At 61.9% G+C, this 18,630-nt stretch carries 17 protein-coding genes; 14 read left to right on the top strand and 3 right to left on the bottom strand.

Annotated elements, in window-relative coordinates; all coding sequences use genetic code 11:
• Positions 1-6: 6 nt before the first annotated feature.
• From J5J09_RS12285 to J5J09_RS12270, 4 genes are all read left to right on the top strand, one after another.
• Entirely contained in the window at positions 7-1,293 is a 1,287-nt protein-coding gene (locus J5J09_RS12285; RefSeq protein ID WP_208551193.1) for a beta-ketoacyl-ACP synthase, read from the top strand.
• Between the two features lie 53 nt (positions 1,294-1,346).
• Complete coding sequence (locus J5J09_RS12280; RefSeq protein WP_208551192.1) at positions 1,347-2,375, top strand: zinc-binding dehydrogenase; 1,029 nt, start codon at positions 1,347-1,349, stop codon at positions 2,373-2,375.
• Positions 2,376-2,379: 4 nt separating this feature from the next.
• Positions 2,380-3,309: a lipid A biosynthesis lauroyl acyltransferase gene (locus J5J09_RS12275; protein ID WP_208551191.1), complete on the top strand. Its 930-nt coding sequence runs from the start codon at positions 2,380-2,382 to the stop codon at positions 3,307-3,309.
• Positions 3,310-3,597: 288 nt separating this feature from the next.
• Positions 3,598-4,323 carry a PAS domain-containing protein gene (locus tag J5J09_RS12270; protein ID WP_208551190.1) on the top strand — a complete coding sequence of 242 codons (726 nt, stop codon included), beginning with the start codon at positions 3,598-3,600 and terminating at the stop codon, positions 4,321-4,323.
• Positions 4,324-4,370: 47 nt separating this feature from the next.
• On the opposite strand, the gene J5J09_RS12265 is transcribed toward J5J09_RS12270, so the two are convergent.
• Positions 4,371-4,970, bottom strand: a complete 600-nt coding sequence (locus tag J5J09_RS12265; RefSeq protein WP_246745832.1) for a hemerythrin domain-containing protein — start codon at positions 4,968-4,970, stop codon at positions 4,371-4,373.
• Between the two features lie 203 nt (positions 4,971-5,173).
• Here J5J09_RS12265 and ccoN point away from each other — a divergent pair, with 203 nt between their 5' ends.
• From ccoN to gndA, 9 genes are all read left to right on the top strand, one after another.
• Positions 5,174-6,802 carry a cytochrome-c oxidase, cbb3-type subunit I gene (gene ccoN / locus J5J09_RS12260; RefSeq protein ID WP_208551189.1) on the top strand — a complete coding sequence of 543 codons (1,629 nt, stop codon included), beginning with the start codon at positions 5,174-5,176 and terminating at the stop codon, positions 6,800-6,802.
• Positions 6,803-6,814: 12 nt separating this feature from the next.
• Positions 6,815-7,546 carry a cytochrome-c oxidase, cbb3-type subunit II gene (gene ccoO, locus J5J09_RS12255; RefSeq protein WP_208551188.1) on the top strand — a complete coding sequence of 244 codons (732 nt, stop codon included), beginning with the start codon at positions 6,815-6,817 and terminating at the stop codon, positions 7,544-7,546.
• Positions 7,547-7,558: 12 nt separating this feature from the next.
• Positions 7,559-7,711 (top strand): cbb3-type cytochrome c oxidase subunit 3, encoded by a 153-nt coding sequence (locus J5J09_RS12250; RefSeq protein WP_208551187.1) that lies wholly within the window; start codon positions 7,559-7,561, stop codon positions 7,709-7,711.
• Positions 7,712-7,714: 3 nt separating this feature from the next.
• Positions 7,715-8,578 (top strand): cytochrome-c oxidase, cbb3-type subunit III, encoded by an 864-nt coding sequence (gene ccoP, locus J5J09_RS12245; RefSeq protein WP_208551186.1) that lies wholly within the window; start codon positions 7,715-7,717, stop codon positions 8,576-8,578.
• A 228-nt stretch (positions 8,579-8,806) separates the two neighbouring features.
• The gene (gene ccoG, locus J5J09_RS12240; RefSeq protein ID WP_208551185.1) at positions 8,807-10,390 is read left to right on the top strand and encodes a cytochrome c oxidase accessory protein CcoG; all 1,584 of its coding nucleotides are present in this window, start codon (positions 8,807-8,809) and stop codon (positions 10,388-10,390) included.
• Complete coding sequence (locus J5J09_RS12235) at positions 10,387-10,884, top strand: FixH family protein (protein WP_208551184.1); 498 nt, start codon at positions 10,387-10,389, stop codon at positions 10,882-10,884. The genes ccoG and J5J09_RS12235 overlap by 4 nt, the downstream gene beginning before the upstream one ends.
• Positions 10,881-13,184 (top strand): cation-translocating P-type ATPase, encoded by a 2,304-nt coding sequence (locus tag J5J09_RS12230; RefSeq protein WP_208551183.1) that lies wholly within the window; start codon positions 10,881-10,883, stop codon positions 13,182-13,184. Before J5J09_RS12235 ends, J5J09_RS12230 begins: the two co-directional genes overlap by 4 nt.
• On the top strand, positions 13,181-13,336 hold the full coding sequence (ccoS, locus tag J5J09_RS12225; protein WP_208551182.1) for a cbb3-type cytochrome oxidase assembly protein CcoS: 156 nt from the start codon (positions 13,181-13,183) through the stop codon (positions 13,334-13,336). The genes J5J09_RS12230 and ccoS overlap by 4 nt, the downstream gene beginning before the upstream one ends.
• Before the next feature lie 94 nt (positions 13,337-13,430).
• Positions 13,431-14,858, top strand: coding sequence for an NADP-dependent phosphogluconate dehydrogenase (gndA, locus tag J5J09_RS12220; RefSeq protein ID WP_208551181.1), 1,428 nt, complete (start codon positions 13,431-13,433; stop codon positions 14,856-14,858).
• A gap of 87 nt (positions 14,859-14,945) precedes the next feature.
• Here gndA and J5J09_RS12215 read toward each other — a convergent pair whose 3' ends face one another.
• On the bottom strand, positions 14,946-15,737 hold the full coding sequence (locus J5J09_RS12215) for an ion transporter (protein ID WP_348646451.1): 792 nt from the start codon (positions 15,735-15,737) through the stop codon (positions 14,946-14,948).
• 118 nt (positions 15,738-15,855) lie between these two features.
• Positions 15,856-16,896, bottom strand: coding sequence for a LacI family transcriptional regulator (locus J5J09_RS12210; RefSeq protein WP_208551179.1), 1,041 nt, complete (start codon positions 16,894-16,896; stop codon positions 15,856-15,858).
• Between the two features lie 445 nt (positions 16,897-17,341).
• Between J5J09_RS12210 and J5J09_RS12205 the strand changes: the two genes are divergently transcribed.
• Positions 17,342-18,577, top strand: coding sequence for an ABC transporter substrate-binding protein (locus tag J5J09_RS12205; RefSeq protein ID WP_208551178.1), 1,236 nt, complete (start codon positions 17,342-17,344; stop codon positions 18,575-18,577).
• Positions 18,578-18,630 lie beyond the last annotated feature (53 nt).

Raw genomic sequence — 18,630 nt, 5'->3', positions numbered from 1 at the left:
ACAGACATGACACAGTCCCGCTTCAAGGATCATCTCGGCCGCCCAATCGTTGCCGTCACCGGCATGGGGGTCATCACCTCGCTCGGTCAGGGGCTAGAGGATAACTGGGCTAAGCTAACAAGCGGCGTTTCGGGTATCCACAAGATCACCCGCTTTCCGACCGAAGGGCTCAACACCCGGATCTCAGGCACGGTCGATTTCATCGAACTCCCGGCAGTCAACGCCGTCGAGCGCTCCTACGCCATGGCACGCGAGACGACCCTCGAAGCGCTGGCGCAAGCCGGCCTTTCGGGTGATTTCGAGGGTCCTCTCTTCCTCGCCGCCCCGCCGGTCGAGCCAGAATGGGACGATCGTTTCCGGGTGGTGGAGCGGTGCCCGCCGGACGAGAACCACGGGCACGCCTATAATCGACTGACGGCCGCGATGCGCGCCAAGGCCGATCCGGTCTTCATGGAGGCGGTCCAGTTCGGTTCGATCTCTGAACGGCTCGCCGACCGGTTCGGCACGCGCGGACTGCCGGTGACGCTGTCGACGGCCTGCGCCTCGGGCGCCACCGCGATCCAGCTCGGCGTCGAGGCCATCCGTCAGGGCCGCACCGACCGCGCGCTGACTGTGGCGACTGACGGCTCCGTTGGCGCCGAGGCGCTCATCCGCTTCGCGCTGCTGTCGGCGTTGTCGACCCACAACGATCCGCCGGAGAAGGCCTCGAAGCCGTTCAGCAAGGATCGCGACGGGTTCGTCATCGCCGAAGGCGCGGCGACGGTCGTGCTGGAATCGCTGGAATCGGCCGTCGCCCGCGGTGCGAAGGTGCTCGGCATCATGAAGGGTTGCGGCGAGAAGGCAGACCATTTCCACCGGACGCGCTCGTCGCCGGACGGTGCGCCTGCGATTGCTACCATTCGTGCGGCGCTGGACGACGCAGGTCTCTTGGAGAGCCAGGTCGGCTACATCAATGCCCACGGCACGTCGACGCCCGAGAACGACAAGATGGAATACGGCGCCATGCTTGCGGTGTTCGGCGACCGCCTGAAGGCGATCCCGGTGTCGTCGAACAAGTCGATGATCGGCCATACACTGACGGCCGCCGGCGCCGTCGAGGCGGTATTCTCGATCCAGACGATGCTGACCGGGACGGTCCCGCCGACCATCAATTACGTCAATCCCGATCCGGCAATCGAGCTGGATGTGGTGCCGAACGTGAAGCGTGACGCGGATGTGTCGGCCGTACTGTCGAACTCATTCGGCTTCGGCGGACAGAACGCCAGCCTTGTCATGACGCGGGAACCGGCCTAAGTCACCGCCCAACGCCAGATCAATCAACCGCCTGACCGGCGAGGACCAATTCCATGCGCGCACTGCAGCTCGTCGAAGACCGCAAGCTTGAGATCACCGATATCGCCGAACCGCCGGCTCCCGGCCCAGGCGAGGTGACGCTTCGGGTCAAGGCGGTTGCGCTTAACCACATCGATGTCTGGGGCTGGCGCGGGATGGCGTTCGCCAAGCGCAAGATGCCGCTGGTCATCGGTGCCGAGGCTTCCGGCGTGGTGGATGCCATCGGTCCCGGCGTCGCCAATGTGCTGCCGGGTCAGCTGGTCTCGGTCTACGGTGCCAGGGTCTGTGGCCTCTGCAAGCCTTGCCGCGAGGGGCGCGACAATCTGTGTGAAAACGTCGGCGGTGTGCACGGCTTCCATCTCGACGGCTTTGCGCAGGAAAAGATGAACATTCCGGCGCGCCAGCTCGTGCCGGCGCCGCCGGGCATCGATGCCGTCGCAGCAGCGCTCGCGCCAGTCACGTTCGGTACTGTCGAGCACATGCTGTTCGACAATGCCAGGCTCGAACCCGGCGAGACCATTCTGGTCCATGCAGGCGGCTCCGGCATCGGCACGGCGGCGATCCAGCTTGCCAAGCGCATCGGCTGCACGGTGATCACCACCGTCGGCTCCGACGACAAGATCGAAAAGGCGAAGGCGCTCGGCGCCGATCACGTGATCAACTATCGCACCGATCGCTTCGAGGGTGTGGTGCGCAAGATCACCAAGAAGAAGGGTGTCGACGTCGTGTTCGAACACGTCGGCAAGGACACCTGGGCCGGCTCGATGCTCTGCCTGAAGCGGGGAGGGCGTCTGGTCACCTGCGGCTCCACGTCCGGCGTTTCGACCGACATGAACCTGATGATGCTCTTCCAGCAGCAGCTGAAACTGCTGGGCTCCTTCGGCTGCCGCATGGAAAACATGGCGAACGCCATGCAGAAGATGGCGCGCGGCATCGTGCATCCGGTGATCGACACCGAGGTCGGGCTTCACGACATCGACCGTGCGCTGGAACGGATGGAAGGCCGCCAGGTGTTCGGCAAGATCGTGCTCAGGATGGATTGATCCCTTGAGAGCACTGGTCACGCGATTCGTTGTGGCGATGCGCCGGTTCCCGCAATGGGCCGTGGCGCAGCTGACATTCGCGCTGCTCAATCTCCTGAAGATCCTGCCGGCCGACCCGGCAATCCGATTTGCGGACCAGGCCATGCGCTGGATCGGTCCGAAGACCAGCCGTCACCGGCTGATGCAGGTCAACCTCGCCAACGCCTTTCCCGAAAAGGACGAGGCCGAGCGCGAAGCCATCGCGCTTGCCGCCTGGGGCCACATGGGCCGGATGGCGGCGGAGTATATCTTTCTTGACCGTCTCTTCGATTTCGACCCGTTCAGCGACAAGACGGGCAGGGTGGAGGTGTCGGGAATACCGATCTTCCTCGACCTGCGCGACAATCCGCGTCCCTTCATCGTCTTCACCGCGCATTCGGGAGATTTCGAGATGCTGCCGGTCGCCGGTGCCGCGTTCGGCCTCTATGTCACCGTGCTGTTCCGTCCGCCGAACAATCCCTACATCGCCCAGAAGGTCTTCGACTTCCGCGCTGGCAGAATGGGAAAGCTGGTGCCTTCGCACGCCGGGTCATCCTTTGCGCTCGCGCGCCAGCTCGAGGCGGGCGGCGGTGTTGGCGTGCTGGTCGATCAGAAATTCAACAAGGGCCGCGAGACAGTGTTCTTCGGCCAGAAGGTCAAGACCAACCCCTTGCTGGCAAAGCTCGCCCGGCAGTTCAACTGCGAAGTCTATCCAGCGAGATGCATCCGCCTCCCGGACAACAGGTTTCGTCTTGAGATCGAACCGGCCATGACGCTTCCGCGTGACGAGCGCGGTCAGCTCGATGTCGATGCGACGGCCCAGTTGTTGAACGACAAGGTGGAGAGCTGGGTGCGCGAATATCCGGAGCAATGGCTCTGGTATCACGATCGCTGGTCGATCAAGCGTAGCCTGTAATCGCTCAGGCAATCGGAGGCGCAACGTCAGACGCCTTCAAGGCAATGTAACCGGTTGTTATTCGCTAATATTTCAAGTCAAACCCGGAGCATTGCACGCTGGCGGTTTCACCTGCATTTTATACATTCCGGTATCTTCATTTTAGTACATTCTTCCGTTCTGCAAATACCCTAAACCTAGTCTGTTGAACATGAAGGGGCGTCATGTTACCCACTTTGCAATGGGGCGTAGTCCGCGTTGCGGCGATGCGCCGGGGAGAGAAACAGGTCGAGCACCAGATCGGTCACGATGGCACAGAACGTCAAAGATCATAGCCTGCTGCCGCTCTTCGAGGCGTTTTCGCTGAAGTGTCATCAGCTCCAGCATGCGATTCGGGTTGGGGACGAGAGGCTCGTGCGCATGCTGGACCGCGAACTCGAACCATTGATCGGCGCGATCATCGACCACCGAGCCCAATGCTCCCACGAGGTGCATCAGCAGCTCCGCTTCATCAACAGCCTCATCCGCGAGGATGCAGACGACAGGTCCTGTGTGCTTAGGCACTCTGCGATGCTGGCGGTGCTGCTCGAGCGGTACTTTGGCTCGGAAGGCATCGCCGCGTCCTGCCCGACGTCGCACGGCATGGAAAACCGGTCGGGCCCTGGCGACGACGTCTTTCTCAACGAGACGGTTCTCAACAGCCTGCCAGATCTCGTCTCGGTCATTACCGTGGATTATCGATACCTGTTCTGCAACCCTGCGCATGCGCGCTATTTCGGTCGTACGCCGTTCGACACGATCGGACGGCATGTGGGTGATCTGTTCGGGCAGGACTGGTTTCAATCGACCGGCAAGAGCCATTTCGATCGTTGCCTGGGCGGCGAGACTGTTGAAATCCCGTCCTGGTCTAATGGTACGGACGGGGGCGGGCTTGAATGCCGGCTCAGTCCTCTGGCCGGGTCCGCAGGCAAAACGCTCGGCGTCATTGTGATGGCGCGGCCGCTTCGCGACGGGAATACCGTTCTCGCGGCCTGACGTTCGAAGCGATAGGCAGGGCTCTGGGAGAAAACGACTTTGAGCCGTTAGGCCGTCTGCAGAGCATCCTCCGGAAGGTGCTGCAGAAGGTGCTCGGTTTCGAAGGCGATGTGGCGCCGCACGCCCTCAAAGAAGCCGCGCAGCATATAGCCGACAGCCTCCATGTTGACCGCTTCGCCGGCCCCGAGATGCAGGAGCGCGTCGGTCAGTTCTTCGGCGAAGCACTCGTCCTCGCAATGTTCGAACCGCAGGCGGTCTAGCGTGCGTGAAAGATCCAGGTCTCCGTATTCCCGATCGCTGAGCCAGGGAAAGAGTGTTGTCTCCTCGAAATGATGGACACCGCGAATCAAGGGGCCGAGCGCCTTGGCGGCATAAATGCACTTCTGGCGGTTGATATTTGCCGGCAGCGAATCGGCTATCTCCTCCAGTTCGCGGCAGAGGGCCAGCTGTTCCTGATGAGCGCGGCGCAGCCAGCCCAGGTTCTTGCTCTCGCCGGATACGCCCGGTTTCTGGACCTGTATGACGTCAATGCCGGCACTTAACGGCGTTTCCGACTGCATCTTGCTCTCTCCGTCGATGTCACGTCCGCGCGTCGCGACCGGATGCGCGAGGCGGGTGGCCCGTCTTATGCGTCCTTGAAGGGGCATCGTTGCGCCGCCTGTCAGAAGCGGCGCGGACGTCCGGCCAAAGTAAATTGTTTTTCCCTCAATCAAGGCAGGCTCGCCTTGATCTGGATCAAGGTGGCTTGTTGCCGGGAATGGCAATCCTCACCGTGATGCAGGATGTCGCTTCGGGTCCGTCGAAGGGGTACCTGCGCACGAAACGCACAATGTGTTGGGGGATACCAACAATGAATTATACCTTTGAAACATTGGTGATGGCGGTCCTTGCCTTCGCCGCGCTGCTCGGAGTGGCGTTCGCCGCCGACAGCCTCTTTGCTGCCCACATGTGGGTTGCGTTCTTTACGCTAGCCGCCGGCACCATCGTGATGCTGCGTCGCATGACCTTCGCGCCGGCGAATGGCACATCCTCCGCACAGGCCAAGTCGGAATATTTCGACGAAGTCGTGAAATACGGCGTCATCGCCACCGTTTTCTGGGGCGTTGTCGGCTTTCTGGTCGGCGTCGTGGTCGCGCTGCAGCTGGCCTATCCCGACCTCAACATCGAGCCCTGGTTCAATTTCGGTCGCATGCGGCCTCTCCACACCTCGGCCGTGATCTTCGCCTTTGGCGGCAATGCCCTGATCGCGACGTCCTTCTACGTCGTCCAGCGCACCTCGCGGCAGCGTCTGTTCGGCGGCAGCCTCGGCTGGTTCGTGTTCTGGGGCTACCAGTTCTTCATCATCATGGCCGCGACCGGCTACCTGCTCGGCATCACCCAGGGCCGCGAATACGCGGAGCCGGAATGGTATGTCGACCTGTGGCTCACCGTCGTCTGGGTCGCCTACCTGATCACCTTCCTCGGGACGATCATGACCCGGCGGGAATCACACATCTATGTGGCGAACTGGTTCTACCTGTCGTTCATCGTCACGATCGCGATGCTGCACATCGTCAACAACCTGGCGATGCCGGTCTCCTTCGTCGGCGTGAAGAGCTATTCTCTGTTCTCGGGCGTCCAGGATGCGCTGACACAGTGGTGGTACGGCCATAACGCCGTGGGCTTCTTCCTGACCGCCGGCTTCCTCGGCATGATGTACTATTTCGTGCCCAAGCAGGCCGGTCGTCCGGTCTATTCCTACCGCCTGTCGATCATCCACTTCTGGGCCCTGATCTTCATGTACATCTGGGCCGGCCCGCACCACCTGCACTATACGGCTCTGCCGGACTGGGCGCAGACCCTCGGGATGGTCTTCTCTATCATGCTCTGGATGCCTTCCTGGGGCGGCATGATCAACGGTCTGATGACGCTCTCGGGCGCATGGGACAAGATCCGCACTGACCCGATCATCCGCATGATGGTCATTGCAATTGCCTTCTACGGCATGTCGACCTTCGAAGGTCCGATGATGTCCATCAAGGCCGTCAACTCGCTCAGCCACTACACCGACTGGACCATCGGTCACGTCCACTCCGGCGCTCTCGGTTGGGTTGGCATGATCTCGTTCGGCGCGATCTACTACCTGACGCCGAAGCTGTGGCACCGTAACCGGCTCTACTCGCTGCGTTTGGTCAACTGGCACTTCTGGCTCGCTACCCTCGGCATCGTCGTCTACGCCGCCGTTCTGTGGGTCGCCGGCATCCAGCAGGGCCTGATGTGGCGCGAATACGACGATCAGGGCTTCCTGGTCTACTCGTTCGCCGAGTCGGTCGCCGCGATGTACCCCTACTATGTCCTGCGCGCCCTCGGTGGTGGCCTGTACCTCATCGGTGGTGTGATCATGGCCTACAACGTGCTCATGACCATCCTCGGATACGAGCGGCAGGAAGCGCCGATCCCGGGCTCCATCGTGCCCGCGGCCGTGCAGCCCGCTGAATAAGGAGAAGGCTCAATGTCCATTCTTGATAAACACGCAATTCTCGAGAAGAATTCGAGCCTTCTGCTCCTCGGTTCGCTGCTGGTCGTGACCATTGGCGGCATCGTCGAAATCGCTCCGCTGTTCTATCTCGAGAACACGATCGAAAAGGTCGAGGGCATGCGGCCGTACACGCCGCTCGAACTGGCCGGACGCAACATCTACATCCGCGAAGGCTGCTATGTCTGTCACAGCCAGATGATCCGTCCGTTCCGCGACGAAGTCGAGCGTTACGGCCATTACAGCCTGGCGGCGGAGTCGATGTACGACCATCCGTTCCAGTGGGGTTCGAAGCGGACGGGGCCTGACCTCGCCCGCGTCGGCGACCGCTACTCGAACGCCTGGCATGTCCAGCACCTGACCGAGCCACGCGACGTCGTGCCGGAGTCGATCATGCCGAGCTATTCGTTCCTGTTGCAGACGCCGCTCAAGGTCGCGAACGTTACGGCCAACCTCAAGGCCAACAGCCTTGTCGGCGTGCCCTACAGCGACGAGATGCTCGAAAACGCGGAAGCCGATCTCAAGGCCCAGGCCGATCCGAACGCCGACACGGAGGGGCTTCTTGCCCGCTACCCGAAGGCAAAGATAGGGGACTTCGACGGCAATCCCGCGCAACTGACCGAAATGGACGCGTTGGTCTCCTACCTGCAGATGCTCGGCACTCTCGTCGACTTCTCCACGTATGACGACGCGACCGGATACCGTTGAGAGGTGTGAACCATGGAAACCTATACGGCCATGCGCCACTTCGCAGACAGCTGGGGGCTTCTTGCCATGGCGCTGTTCTTCGTCGGGGTCGTCCTGTTCACGTTCCGGCCGGGCGGAAAGAAGTCCGCCAACGAGGCCGCCAGCATCCCTCTCAAGGAGGATTGAGAAATGGCAGAAAAACATATTGACGAGATCAGTGGCGTCGAAACCACTGGCCACGAGTGGGATGGCATTCGCGAGCTCAACAATCCGATGCCCCGCTGGTGGGTCTGGACCTTCTATGCCACGATCGTCTGGGCCATCGGCTATACGATCATGTATCCGGCGTGGCCGCTCCTGACGGAAAACACCAAGGGTCTGCTCGGTTATTCGAGCCGTGCCCAGGTCGCGGCCGAACTCAGCGAGGCCAAGGCAGGGCAAGCGGTCTACCTCGACAAGATCGCGGCGCTGCCGATCACGGAGATCGTCGCCGATCCGGAACTGACGCAGTTCGCTACCGCTGGCGGTGCCGCTGCGTTCAAGGTCAACTGCTCGCCATGCCACGGTTCGGGTGCGGCCGGCGGTGCCGGCTATCCCAACCTCAACGACGACGACTGGCTGTGGGGCGGCGATCTGGAAGCGATCCAGACGACCTTGTTGCACGGCATCCGTTACGACGGCGATCCGGACACTCGGGTCTCCGAAATGCCGGCTTACGCCGACATTCTGGAGCCGGAGCAGATCAAGCAGGTGGCCGCTTATGTCATCAGCCTGACTGGTACGCCGGCGGATGCCTCGATGGTTGCTCCGGGCCAGCAGATATTCATGGACAACTGCGCGGCCTGCCACGGTGAGGATGCCAAGGGCAATCGCGATCTCGGCGCGCCGAATCTGTCCGATGCGATCTGGCTGAAGGTCCAGGGTGAGGCCGGGATCGCGTCCCAGGTCGCACAGCCCAAACACGGCGTGATGCCGGCGTGGGGCGCGCGCCTCGGCGAAGCCACGGTCAAGCAGCTGGCGATCTATGTCCACTCGCTGGGCGGCGGCGAATGAGTTGAAAACCAATGCGGCGGAATGGCGACATTCCGCCGCATTTCCTTTTGCGTACCACCGGAACCCCCGAAATTTGCCAGGAAATCGGCTTGCTTGGGGTGTTTCGAAATCTCCTGCCATATATTGAAAATCGCATCTGTTGTGACACTTGGCCGCTACTTGATATAAGTCAAGGAGGATGGCCGTCCGACGTGGGATGACAAACCTCGAAAGACGAGGTTGCCGTAGATGAACGTCCAGTTAGACAAAGATGCCGCCAACAGCGGCGAAATCGAGCGCATCGAAGCTGAACCGGTGATGTCGGCCAAGGTCCGACAACCGCTTTACGAAGCGCGTAAAAAGATATTTCCCAAAAGGGCGGAGGGTCGGTTTCGCCAGTTCAAATGGCTGGTGATGCTCATCACGCTCGGCATCTATTACCTCACGCCTTGGCTGCGCTGGGACCGGGGGCCTTTCGCGCCCGATCAGGCGGTGCTGATCGACTTGGCAAACCGCCGTTTCTATTTCTTCTTTATCGAAATCTGGCCGCAGGAATTCTTCTTCGTTGCGGGCCTGCTTGTGATGGCCGGTTTCGGCCTGTTCCTGATCACCTCGGCCGTCGGACGCGCCTGGTGCGGTTATACCTGTCCGCAGACGGTCTGGGTCGACCTGTTCCTTGTCGTCGAGCGTTTCATCGAAGGTGACCGCAATGCCCGGATGAAACTCGATGCCGGCCCCTGGACCGTCGAAAAGGTCCGTAAGCGCGTCGCCAAGCACGCGACCTGGATCGTCATCGCGGTCGCGACGGGCGGTGCCTGGATTTTCTATTTCGCTGACGCGCCGACTCTGCTCGTCAATGTCGTGACCGGACAGGCACCGGCCGTCGCCTACATCACCGTGGCGATCCTTACCGCCACGACCTATGTGTTCGGCGGCATCATGCGCGAGCAGGTCTGCGTCTACATGTGCCCCTGGCCGCGCATTCAGGCCGCGATGCTGGACGAAAACTCGCTCGTTGTGACCTACAACGACTGGCGTGGCGAACCGCGCTCGCGGCACGCCAAGAAGGCAGCGGCAGCCGGCGAGGTGGTCGGCGACTGCGTCGACTGCAATGCCTGCGTCGCGGTCTGTCCCATGGGGATCGATATCAGAGACGGCCAGCAGCTCGAGTGCATCACCTGCGCGCTGTGCATCGACGCCTGCGACGGCGTCATGGACAAGATCGGCAAGCCGCGCGGACTGATCGCCTATGCGACGCTCGACGAGTACCAGTCGAACATGGCGCTCGCGACCGGCAACGGCGCGACGGCGATCGATCCCCGCAAGGTGCGCAAGGCTGACGGCTCGTTCAGCGACAGCATCCGGCACTTCAACTGGAAGGTCATCTTCCGTCCGCGCACGCTGCTTTACATGGGCGTTTGGTGCGCCGTCGGCCTCGGTCTGCTGATCGCGCTTTTGTCGCGCGACAGACTGGAGGTCAACGTGCTTCACGACCGCAATCCGCAATACGTCCTGGAATCCGACGGCTCGATCCGCAACGGCTATACTGTCCGCATCTTGAACATGATCCCGGAGCCGCGCACAATCAGCGTCGCCCTTGAAGGTCTGCCTGGCGCCTCGATGAAGGCCAACGGCGTCGAGAGCGGTGACCCGCGCCGCATGGTCATCGAGGCAAAGCCGGACGAAGCCAATACGCTGAAGGTGTTCGTCACGCTGCCCGGGGATCAGGTCGCCTGGACGTCGGAAGAGTTCGAATTCATCGTGGAAGACGTCGAGGGTCACGAGGCCGCGAGCTACAAGGCCGTCTTCAATGGACCGGGAGTCAAGAAATGAGGTTACAGCAGAGCAAGACGGGCTTCGTCTTCACCGGCTGGCACATGGCGACGATCATGGTCGCCTTCTTCGGGGTGATCATCTCGGTGAACATGCTGATGGCCTATTTCGCAACGTCCACCTGGAGCGGTCTGGTGGTCCCGAACACCTATGTGGCGAGCCAGCAGTTCAACGGTAAGGCCGCGGCGATCCGGGACATGCTGGCGACCGGCATCAAGGGAAAGCTGACAGTTACGGGTGGAGACATCCGCTACAGTCTCAGCATTGCGGATGAAGGTCCCGTTGTCGCTGACACGGTGACGGCGCATTTCAAGCGTCCCGTCGGCGAGCATCAGGATTTTGTCGTCGCTCTGCAACCGGCCGGGAACGGCGACTATGTCGCAAGCCATCCCGTTCTTCCCGGGCATTGGATCGTCGAGATGATCGCGATGCGTGACGGCGAGATCATCATGCATGAAGCCAACCGCATTGCGGTGATCGAGGCAAAAAAATGAGCTGCTGTGCCGCCGGAACCGAAGGCGCTCTCGAGATCGAACGCTCGGCCCACGCTCTGCCGACGTCGGAAGAGTTGAAGCTTGCCAGCCGGGACGTTGGCGAGGGCCTTCGCCAGATCGATCTCAGCGTTCCGGCCGTGCACTGCGGCGCCTGCATCACCGCAATCGAAGGTGCATTGAAGCGCCTGCCCGAAGTCGAGCGTGCGCGCGTCAACCTGTCGACCCGCCGCGTGTCGGTCGTCTGGCGCGAAGAGGTTGGCGAGGCCGTCACCGACCCGCAGGTCATCGCCCGCGCGATCGCCTCCACAGGCTACGAGACGCACCTTTTCGCCGCGGGTGAGGAGGCCGCCGACCAGTTGCGAAACCAGCTGGTCCGTGCCGTTGCCGTTTCCGGCTTCGCGGCGATGAACATCATGCTGCTGTCGGTGTCGATCTGGTCCGGTGCCGACGCCTCGACACGTGACATGTTCCACTGGATTTCCGCGATGATCGCGGCACCGGCGCTCATCTACGCCGGGCGGTTTTTCTACATCTCCGCCTGGAAGGCGATCCGCAACGGTCGCACCAACATGGACGTGCCGATCGCCATCGGCATCTCGCTCTCCTATTTCATCTCGCTGTGGGAAACGATCAACCACGGCGAACACGCCTGGTTCGACGCCACGGCCTCGCTGCTCTTCTTCCTGCTGATCGGCCGCACCCTTGACCACATCATGCGTGACCGTGCCCGCTCGGCGATCAGCGGGCTGGCGCGGCTCAGCCCGCGCGGCGCCATGGTTGTGGCACCCGATGGCAGCCGTGACTACCGTCCGGTCGACGAAATCCGTGTCGGCGACCGGATCGCCGTTGCCGCCGGCGAACGCATTCCGGTCGACGGAACGATCGTCAGCGGGGCGAGCGACATGGACGTCTCCATCGTCAACGGCGAGAGTGCGCCGATGCAGGCGGCGCCCGGCGACGTCGTACAGGCGGGAACCCTGAGCCTTACCGGATCGCTTGTCGTCGAGGCGACGGCGACGGCGAAGAATTCGTTCCTTGCGGAAGTCATCCATCTGATGGAGGCGGCCGAAGGGGGCAGGGCGCGCTACCGCCGCATCGCCGACCGTGCCGCGCAGCTTTATTCGCCGGTGGTGCATCTGACCGCATTCCTCACCTTTCTCGGCTGGGGCTTCTACAACGGTGACTGGAAACATGCGCTGCTTGTCGCCGTCGCGGTGCTCATCATAACATGCCCGTGCGCGCTCGGCCTTGCCGTTCCGGTGGTACAGGTGGTCGCTGCCGGCCGTCTCTACCGGGCAGGTATCATGGTCAAGGATGGATCGGCCATGGAGCGTCTGGCCGAGATCGATTCCGTTGCATTCGACAAGACCGGCACCCTGACGCTGGGCCGCCCCCGGCTGGTTGATGCCACCGGGATATCGTCGTCAACCCTTGCCATTGCCGCCGGCCTGGCCGGGCACTCCCGTCATCCGTTGTCGCAGGCGTTGTCGGCTGCCGCACTGGCTGCGCCCCGCCTGTTCGATACCGTGCGCGAAATCCCCGGCGCCGGAATTGAGGCCGAAACGGAGGAGGGCCTCTATCGCCTCGGAAGCCGGCGCTTCGCCTGCGGTAATCAGGCAGAGGCCAAGGACCAGCACGCGTATTCCGAGGTCGTGCTATCGCTCGATGGCCGGGAGCTGCAGGCCTTCCGCTTCGAGGACACGTTGCGGCCCGGCGCGGAGCAGGCGATCGCATTCATGCGGCGCCAGGGTTTCTCGGTCGGCATTCTCTCCGGTGACCGTGCCGGCGTTGTGCGATCGATCGCAGCTCGGCTTGGAATCGAAAACTGGAAAGCGGAGCTTGCCCCGCGCGACAAGGCAGCATTCTGCGCCGAGATGCAGGCGAGCGGGCACCGTCTGCTGATGGTTGGCGACGGCATCAACGACGCCCCGGCGCTCGCCGCAGCGCATGTTTCGATGGCGCCGGCCACGGCGGCTGATGTCGGGCGGCAGGCGGCGGATTTCGTGTTCGTGCGGCCGAACCTCGACACTGTGGCCTTTGCGATCGAGGTGTCGAAGCGGTCTGGCCGTCTCATCCGGGAAAACTTCGCGTTGTCCGTCGGCTACAACATTCTCGCCGTACCGATCGCGATCCTCGGCTATGCAACTCCGCTGATCGCCGCTGTGGCGATGTCGACGTCGTCAATCATCGTCGTCGTCAACGCGCTCAGGCTCAACCGCCTCGGCACGGCCGAAGCGAAGGCGGCAGACGAGATGCGGACACAGGGTATGATTGCGCCACGGACCGGGCTAGCCTCATGAATATGCTGATCTACCTCATCCCGATCGCACTTTTCCTCGGAGGCCTCGGTCTTTTCGCCTTTCTCTGGTCGCTGAAAAGCGGGCAGTACGACGACCTGGAGGGGGCAGCCTGGCGGGTGCTTGATGACGGGGACGATCGTCCGCAAGGCTGACATGCCTTTTCGGAACAGCTTCAGCCTTGCCCGCAGGAACGAGGAGTGCCACAAGACGGTCCGTTGATATTGATCATATGAATCGGAGCATGGCATGCAGCAAGCGGAAATCGGGTTGATCGGACTCGGTGTGATGGGCGCCAATCTGTCGCTGAACATCGCCGAAAAGGGCAACCGGATCGCGGTGTTCAATCGCACCTTCGCCCGGACCCAGGAATTCATGGCCGAGGCCGGCGATCTCGCCGACCGCATCGTTCCCTGCGAGACGATCGAGCAGTTCGTGGCGTCCATTCGCCCGCCGCGGCCGATCATCATCATGATCAAGGCCGGTGAGCCGGTCGACCAGCAGATGGAGCTGCTGAAGCCCTATCTCGAAAAGGGCGACATCATGATCGATGCAGGTAACGCAAACTTCCGCGATACCGTGCGCCGCTTCGACTGGCTGAAGGATACCGGCCTGACCTTCATCGGCATGGGCGTCTCGGGCGGCGAAGAGGGCGCGCGTCATGGTCCTTCGATCATGGTGGGCGGCACCGAGGAGAGCTGGAAGCGCGTCGAGCCGGTCCTGACCTCGATCTCCGCCAAGTTCAATAACGATCCGTGCGTTGCCTGGCTCGGCCCGGATGGCGCAGGCCATTTCGTCAAGACGATCCACAACGGCATCGAATATGCCGACATGCAGATGATCGCCGAGATCTACGGCATCCTGCGCGACGGTCTCGGCCGTTCGGCGACCGAGATCGGCACGATGTTCGGCAGCTGGAACAAGGGGCGCCTCAATTCCTACCTGATCGAAATCACCGAGAAGGTGCTGATGGCCTCTGATCCGGAAAGCGGCAAGCCGATGGTCGACATGATCCTCGACAAGGCCGGCCAGAAGGGCACCGGCAAGTGGTCGGTCATCGAGGCCCAGCAGATGGGCATTCCGGCGACCGCCATCGAGGCGGCTGTCGCGGCTCGTTCGCTCTCGTCGATGAAAGCGGAACGCGAGGTCGCCGAGAAGATGTTCGGCAAGGAGACCGCCCGGTTCGAGCTTGCCGGCGGCAATGTCGAGGCGGACCTTGAACTGGCGCTGTTCGCCGCCAAGATCGCGGCTTACGCGCAGGGCTTCGCCGTGATGTCAGCCGCGAGCGAGGAATTCTCCTGGAGCCTGCCGATGCCGACGATTGCGAAGATCTGGCGCGCGGGCTGCATCATCCGCTCGCAGTTCCTCGACGAGATCACCCGTGCCTTCACCGCAAACCCGGATGCGGCGAACCTGATCGTCACGCCGGCCTTCTCTGTGATGGTCAAGGAAAGCCTGCCATCGCTGCGCCGCGTCGTCGCTGCGGCCGTGACCGCAGGTCTGCCCGTTCCTGCATTGGCTTCGGCGCTCACTTATTTCGATGCCTATCGCCAGGCGCGCGGCAGCGCCAACCTGATCCAGGCGCAGCGCGACTTCTTCGGCGCTCACGGCTTCGACCGCATCGATGGCAAGGACTTCCACCACGGTCCGTGGGGCAGCGGTGCCGCGACGTTCTGATTTGCGGATGAATAACAGACAAGCCCGGCATTGCCGGGCTTTTTTCGTTTCAACGTTCTGGTTGGTGAGGCAAGCAGAAGCTGCCCGCTAAGGTGTCAGCTTCTGCCGCAGTTCTCCGATTTCTGCCCGCAACGCGCGCAGCTCGGCCAAGACGGCGGTATTGTCGCTATGCAGCGATTGCAGTTCCGCGTCCGTGTGCGCCTCCGCTTCCTTCTGCATCGCGGAAACGATGACACCTATGAACAGGTTCAGCACCGAATAGGTACTGAGGAGGATGAAGGGTACGAAGAACATCCATGCGCTGGGATAGGCTTCCATCACCGGACGGACGATGCCCATCGACCAGCTTTCGAGCGTCATGACCTGGAACAGCGTGTAGAGTGACGCGCCCAAGCTGCCGAACCAGTCGGGGAACTGGTCGCCGTAGAGTTTCGTCGCCATCACGGCAGAGACATAGAACAGAAGTGCCAGCAGCACCACGATCGATCCCATGCCAGGCAGGGCGGAGATCAGCCCGCCAACAACGCGCCGGAGCGACGGGATGATCGAAATAAGACGCAGGAGCCTCAGAATGCGCAGCGCGCGCAGGACCTGGAAGGGTCCGGTCGCTGGTATAAGTGCCATCACGACGATGAAGACATCGAATACGCTCCACGGGTCGCGGAACAGCTGGAAGCGGAAGGCGATGAACCGGGCCACGATTTCGACGACGAAGATCGCCAGGATCAGCCGGTCTATGCCGTCGATCAGAGGACCGAAGGAGGCCATCAGGTCCTTGTCCGTCGCCATGCCGAGCGTGACGGAATTAATCAGGATGACCGCGATGATGAAGTTTTCCCAGCGCTGGGATTTCAGGATGTCGATGAGACGTTGACGCACGTTTTGCCCCTGGTTTTTTGCCGAGACAAGGTCACAAGCTTTGGGGTTCGTCAAGGGTAGGCTGCACCCGGATCGCGGGTCATTTTTGCACCAAAGAACCGGGGCGGAAATAGCAGAACTAACGCGTCTCGTCCGGCCAGGCCGGCTGGCTGATGCTCTGCAGCAGATCGGGTGAAATGCCGTCGATGCGGGCGATGACAGCCTTGGCGAGTTCGCGTCCGGCAAGGCGGACATCCTCCAGCGCCGTGATGATCTCCGGGCGAATCCAGTTAAGGATCGGCAGGCCCTGCTTGGAGACGAGATCGACATCGTGCCCAAGCTTCAGTCCGGCCGTCTCGATCGCGGCGTTGGCGGCGATCGCGGCACTGCTCGATGAGCAGACGATGCCATCAGGCCGTTCCGGAGAGCGCATCAGCGCCTCCATCGCACCGTTGAGGTCGGCGAGCGGCGTATCGATGTCCACGGAGACCGGCACTTCGCTGGCGTCGCAACCCTTGAGCGCCCGATCGAAGCCGGCACGGGTGTGGGCGCAATAGGTGAGTGACTTCGGCGGAGAGAGCAAAGCGATCCGGCGGCGACCGCGCTTCACGAGTTTCTCGACGGCGGTGTAGCCGAAGGCCTCGTTGTCGAAGTCGTGATAGGGATGAACGACGCCGCCGCTCGTGCGGCCGTGGGTCGCGAATGGCATGTTGCGCTCTTCCAGCAGCCTGACCCTCGGGTCATCCGGCTCGATGCGCGAGATGATGACGCCGTCGGCCGATCCGGTGTCGAGGATGTAGCGCACCGGCAGCATCGGATCCTTGCTGTGCGAGTGGGGCGTGACGACGACGTGATAGGGCGTACCGCTCAGCACTTCGGAAATGCCGAAGATCATCTGGCTGGAAAAGCCCATGATCTCCTCGTCGATCGACAGCACCAGGGCGATCACGTTGGTCTTGCCGGTCCTCAGGCGCACGCCCGCGCGGTTCGGCTGGTAGCCGAGCTGCCGCGCCACCATCCGCACGCGTTCCTTGGTTTCCGCTCCGATATCTGGCGCGTCTTTGAGCGCACGCGACACCGTCGTTATGCCCAGGCCCGTCATGAAGGCTATCGTCTTCAGTGTCGGTCTTTCGCGCATGGCCGCGAGTCTCGCGCGGTCCCCCTCGTATGCCTCAGCCATTCCCGCCCCGTGTGTCTGTATTGTTCTTATACGACCTAAATCACGTTCGTCCAATGCCACGCGGTCACGGCCGCACAGCGCTGAAAGCGGTAAATCTGTAACGATACAGTAGAAATGTCGAGGAAAATTTACGCCCGGCGGTTGTTAGGATAACCGCTGATTGAAGCACGAGATATTGATGTTCGGTTGTGCGGATGCGAAGGCGAGTACTATTCGGCAGAGGGAGACTTCAAGGCTTTGAATGCGTAAAACCCATCGAGAAAACGCCTTTTTTCGCTTATTGCGTCGCAAAAATATGCGCTGCGCATGTATTTGGTTACAGGTATTGGGATGCAATCATTGCGGGATTTGCCGGCGAATGAATTTTTTCTTCTGTGGGACGGTTGCGTCCCTAAATCGTTTCGAATAAGTTTTTACGGCAACGTTTCAGTGAGGGAGGAGACTCATGAATTTTCGTAGCTTTGCAGCCGCATTGGCGGCAACCGTCGTCATGCCGTTCGGTTTGGCGCAGGCAACCGATCTCGAAGTAACCCATTGGTGGACATCCGGTGGCGAAGCGGCTGCGGTCGCTGAACTCGCCAAGGCTTTCGACGCCACCGGCAACAAGTGGATCGACGGCGCCATTGCCGGTGCCGGCAGCACCGCCCGGCCGATCATGATCAGCCGCATCACCGGCGGCGACCCGATGGGCGCAACCCAGTTCAACCACGGTCGTCAGGCGCAGGAGCTTGTCGAGGCAGGCTTGATGCGCGACCTCACGGCTGTCGCCGAAGCCGGCAAGTGGAAGGACATCATCAAGCCGTCGTCGCTGCTCGATAGCTGCACCATCGATGGCAAGATTTATTGCGCGCCGATCAATATCCATTCGTGGCAGTGGCTCTGGCTGTCGAACGCAGCCTTCGAAAAGGCGGGCGTCCCGGTTCCGAAGGACTGGAACGAGTTCGTTGCCGCTGCGCCGAAGCTTCGTGAAGCCGGTCTGCAGCCGCTCGCCCTCGGCGGCCAGGCCTGGCAGTCCGGTGGTCTGTTCGACGTGCTGGTGCTGAACCTCGGCGGTAAGGACCTGTTCGAAAACGTGTTCGTCAAGAAGGACGCCGACGCCGCGGCTGGTCCGGAAATGGCGAAGGTGTTCCAGGCCGCTGCCCAGGCCCGCGAAATGGCCGCCGGCAGCAATGTGCAGGACTGGAACCAGGCGACCAACCTGGTGATCACTGGCAAGGCCGGTGGTCAGGTCATGGGCGACTGGGCCCAGGGCGAGTTCCAGGTTGCCGGACAGGTCGCCGGCAAGGACTACACTTGCCTTCCAGGTCTTGGTCTCAGCCCCTACATCACCACAGGCGGTGACGCGTTCTACTTCCCGGTTCTTCAGGACGAGGAGAAGTCGAAGGCCCAGGACGTGCTCGCGCAGACGATGCTCGATCCGGCCACCCAGGTCGCCTTCAACCTCAAAAAGGGCTCTCTTCCGGTTCGTGGCGACGTCGACCTGTCGGCCGCCAACGACTGCATGAAGAAGGGTCTGGAGATCGTTGCCGCCGGCAATGCGCTCACCAGTACCGACCAGGCGCTTTCGGCCGACAGCCAGAAGCAGAAGGAAGACCTTCTGACCGAGTTCTTCGCCAGCAACTCGATGACGCCCGAGGCGGCACAGGAACGCTTCGCCGACATCATCGGCTCCGCCGACTGATCGAGAACAATTGCATCCGGCCGGAACCCGCGCGGGCTCCGGCCGGATCGGCA

This window comes from Ciceribacter sp. L1K22, from assembly GCF_017599385.1.
In the GTDB taxonomy this organism is placed as follows: Bacteria; Pseudomonadota; Alphaproteobacteria; order Rhizobiales; family Rhizobiaceae; genus Allorhizobium.
This window is presented reverse-complemented; position numbering and strand designations above follow the sequence as displayed.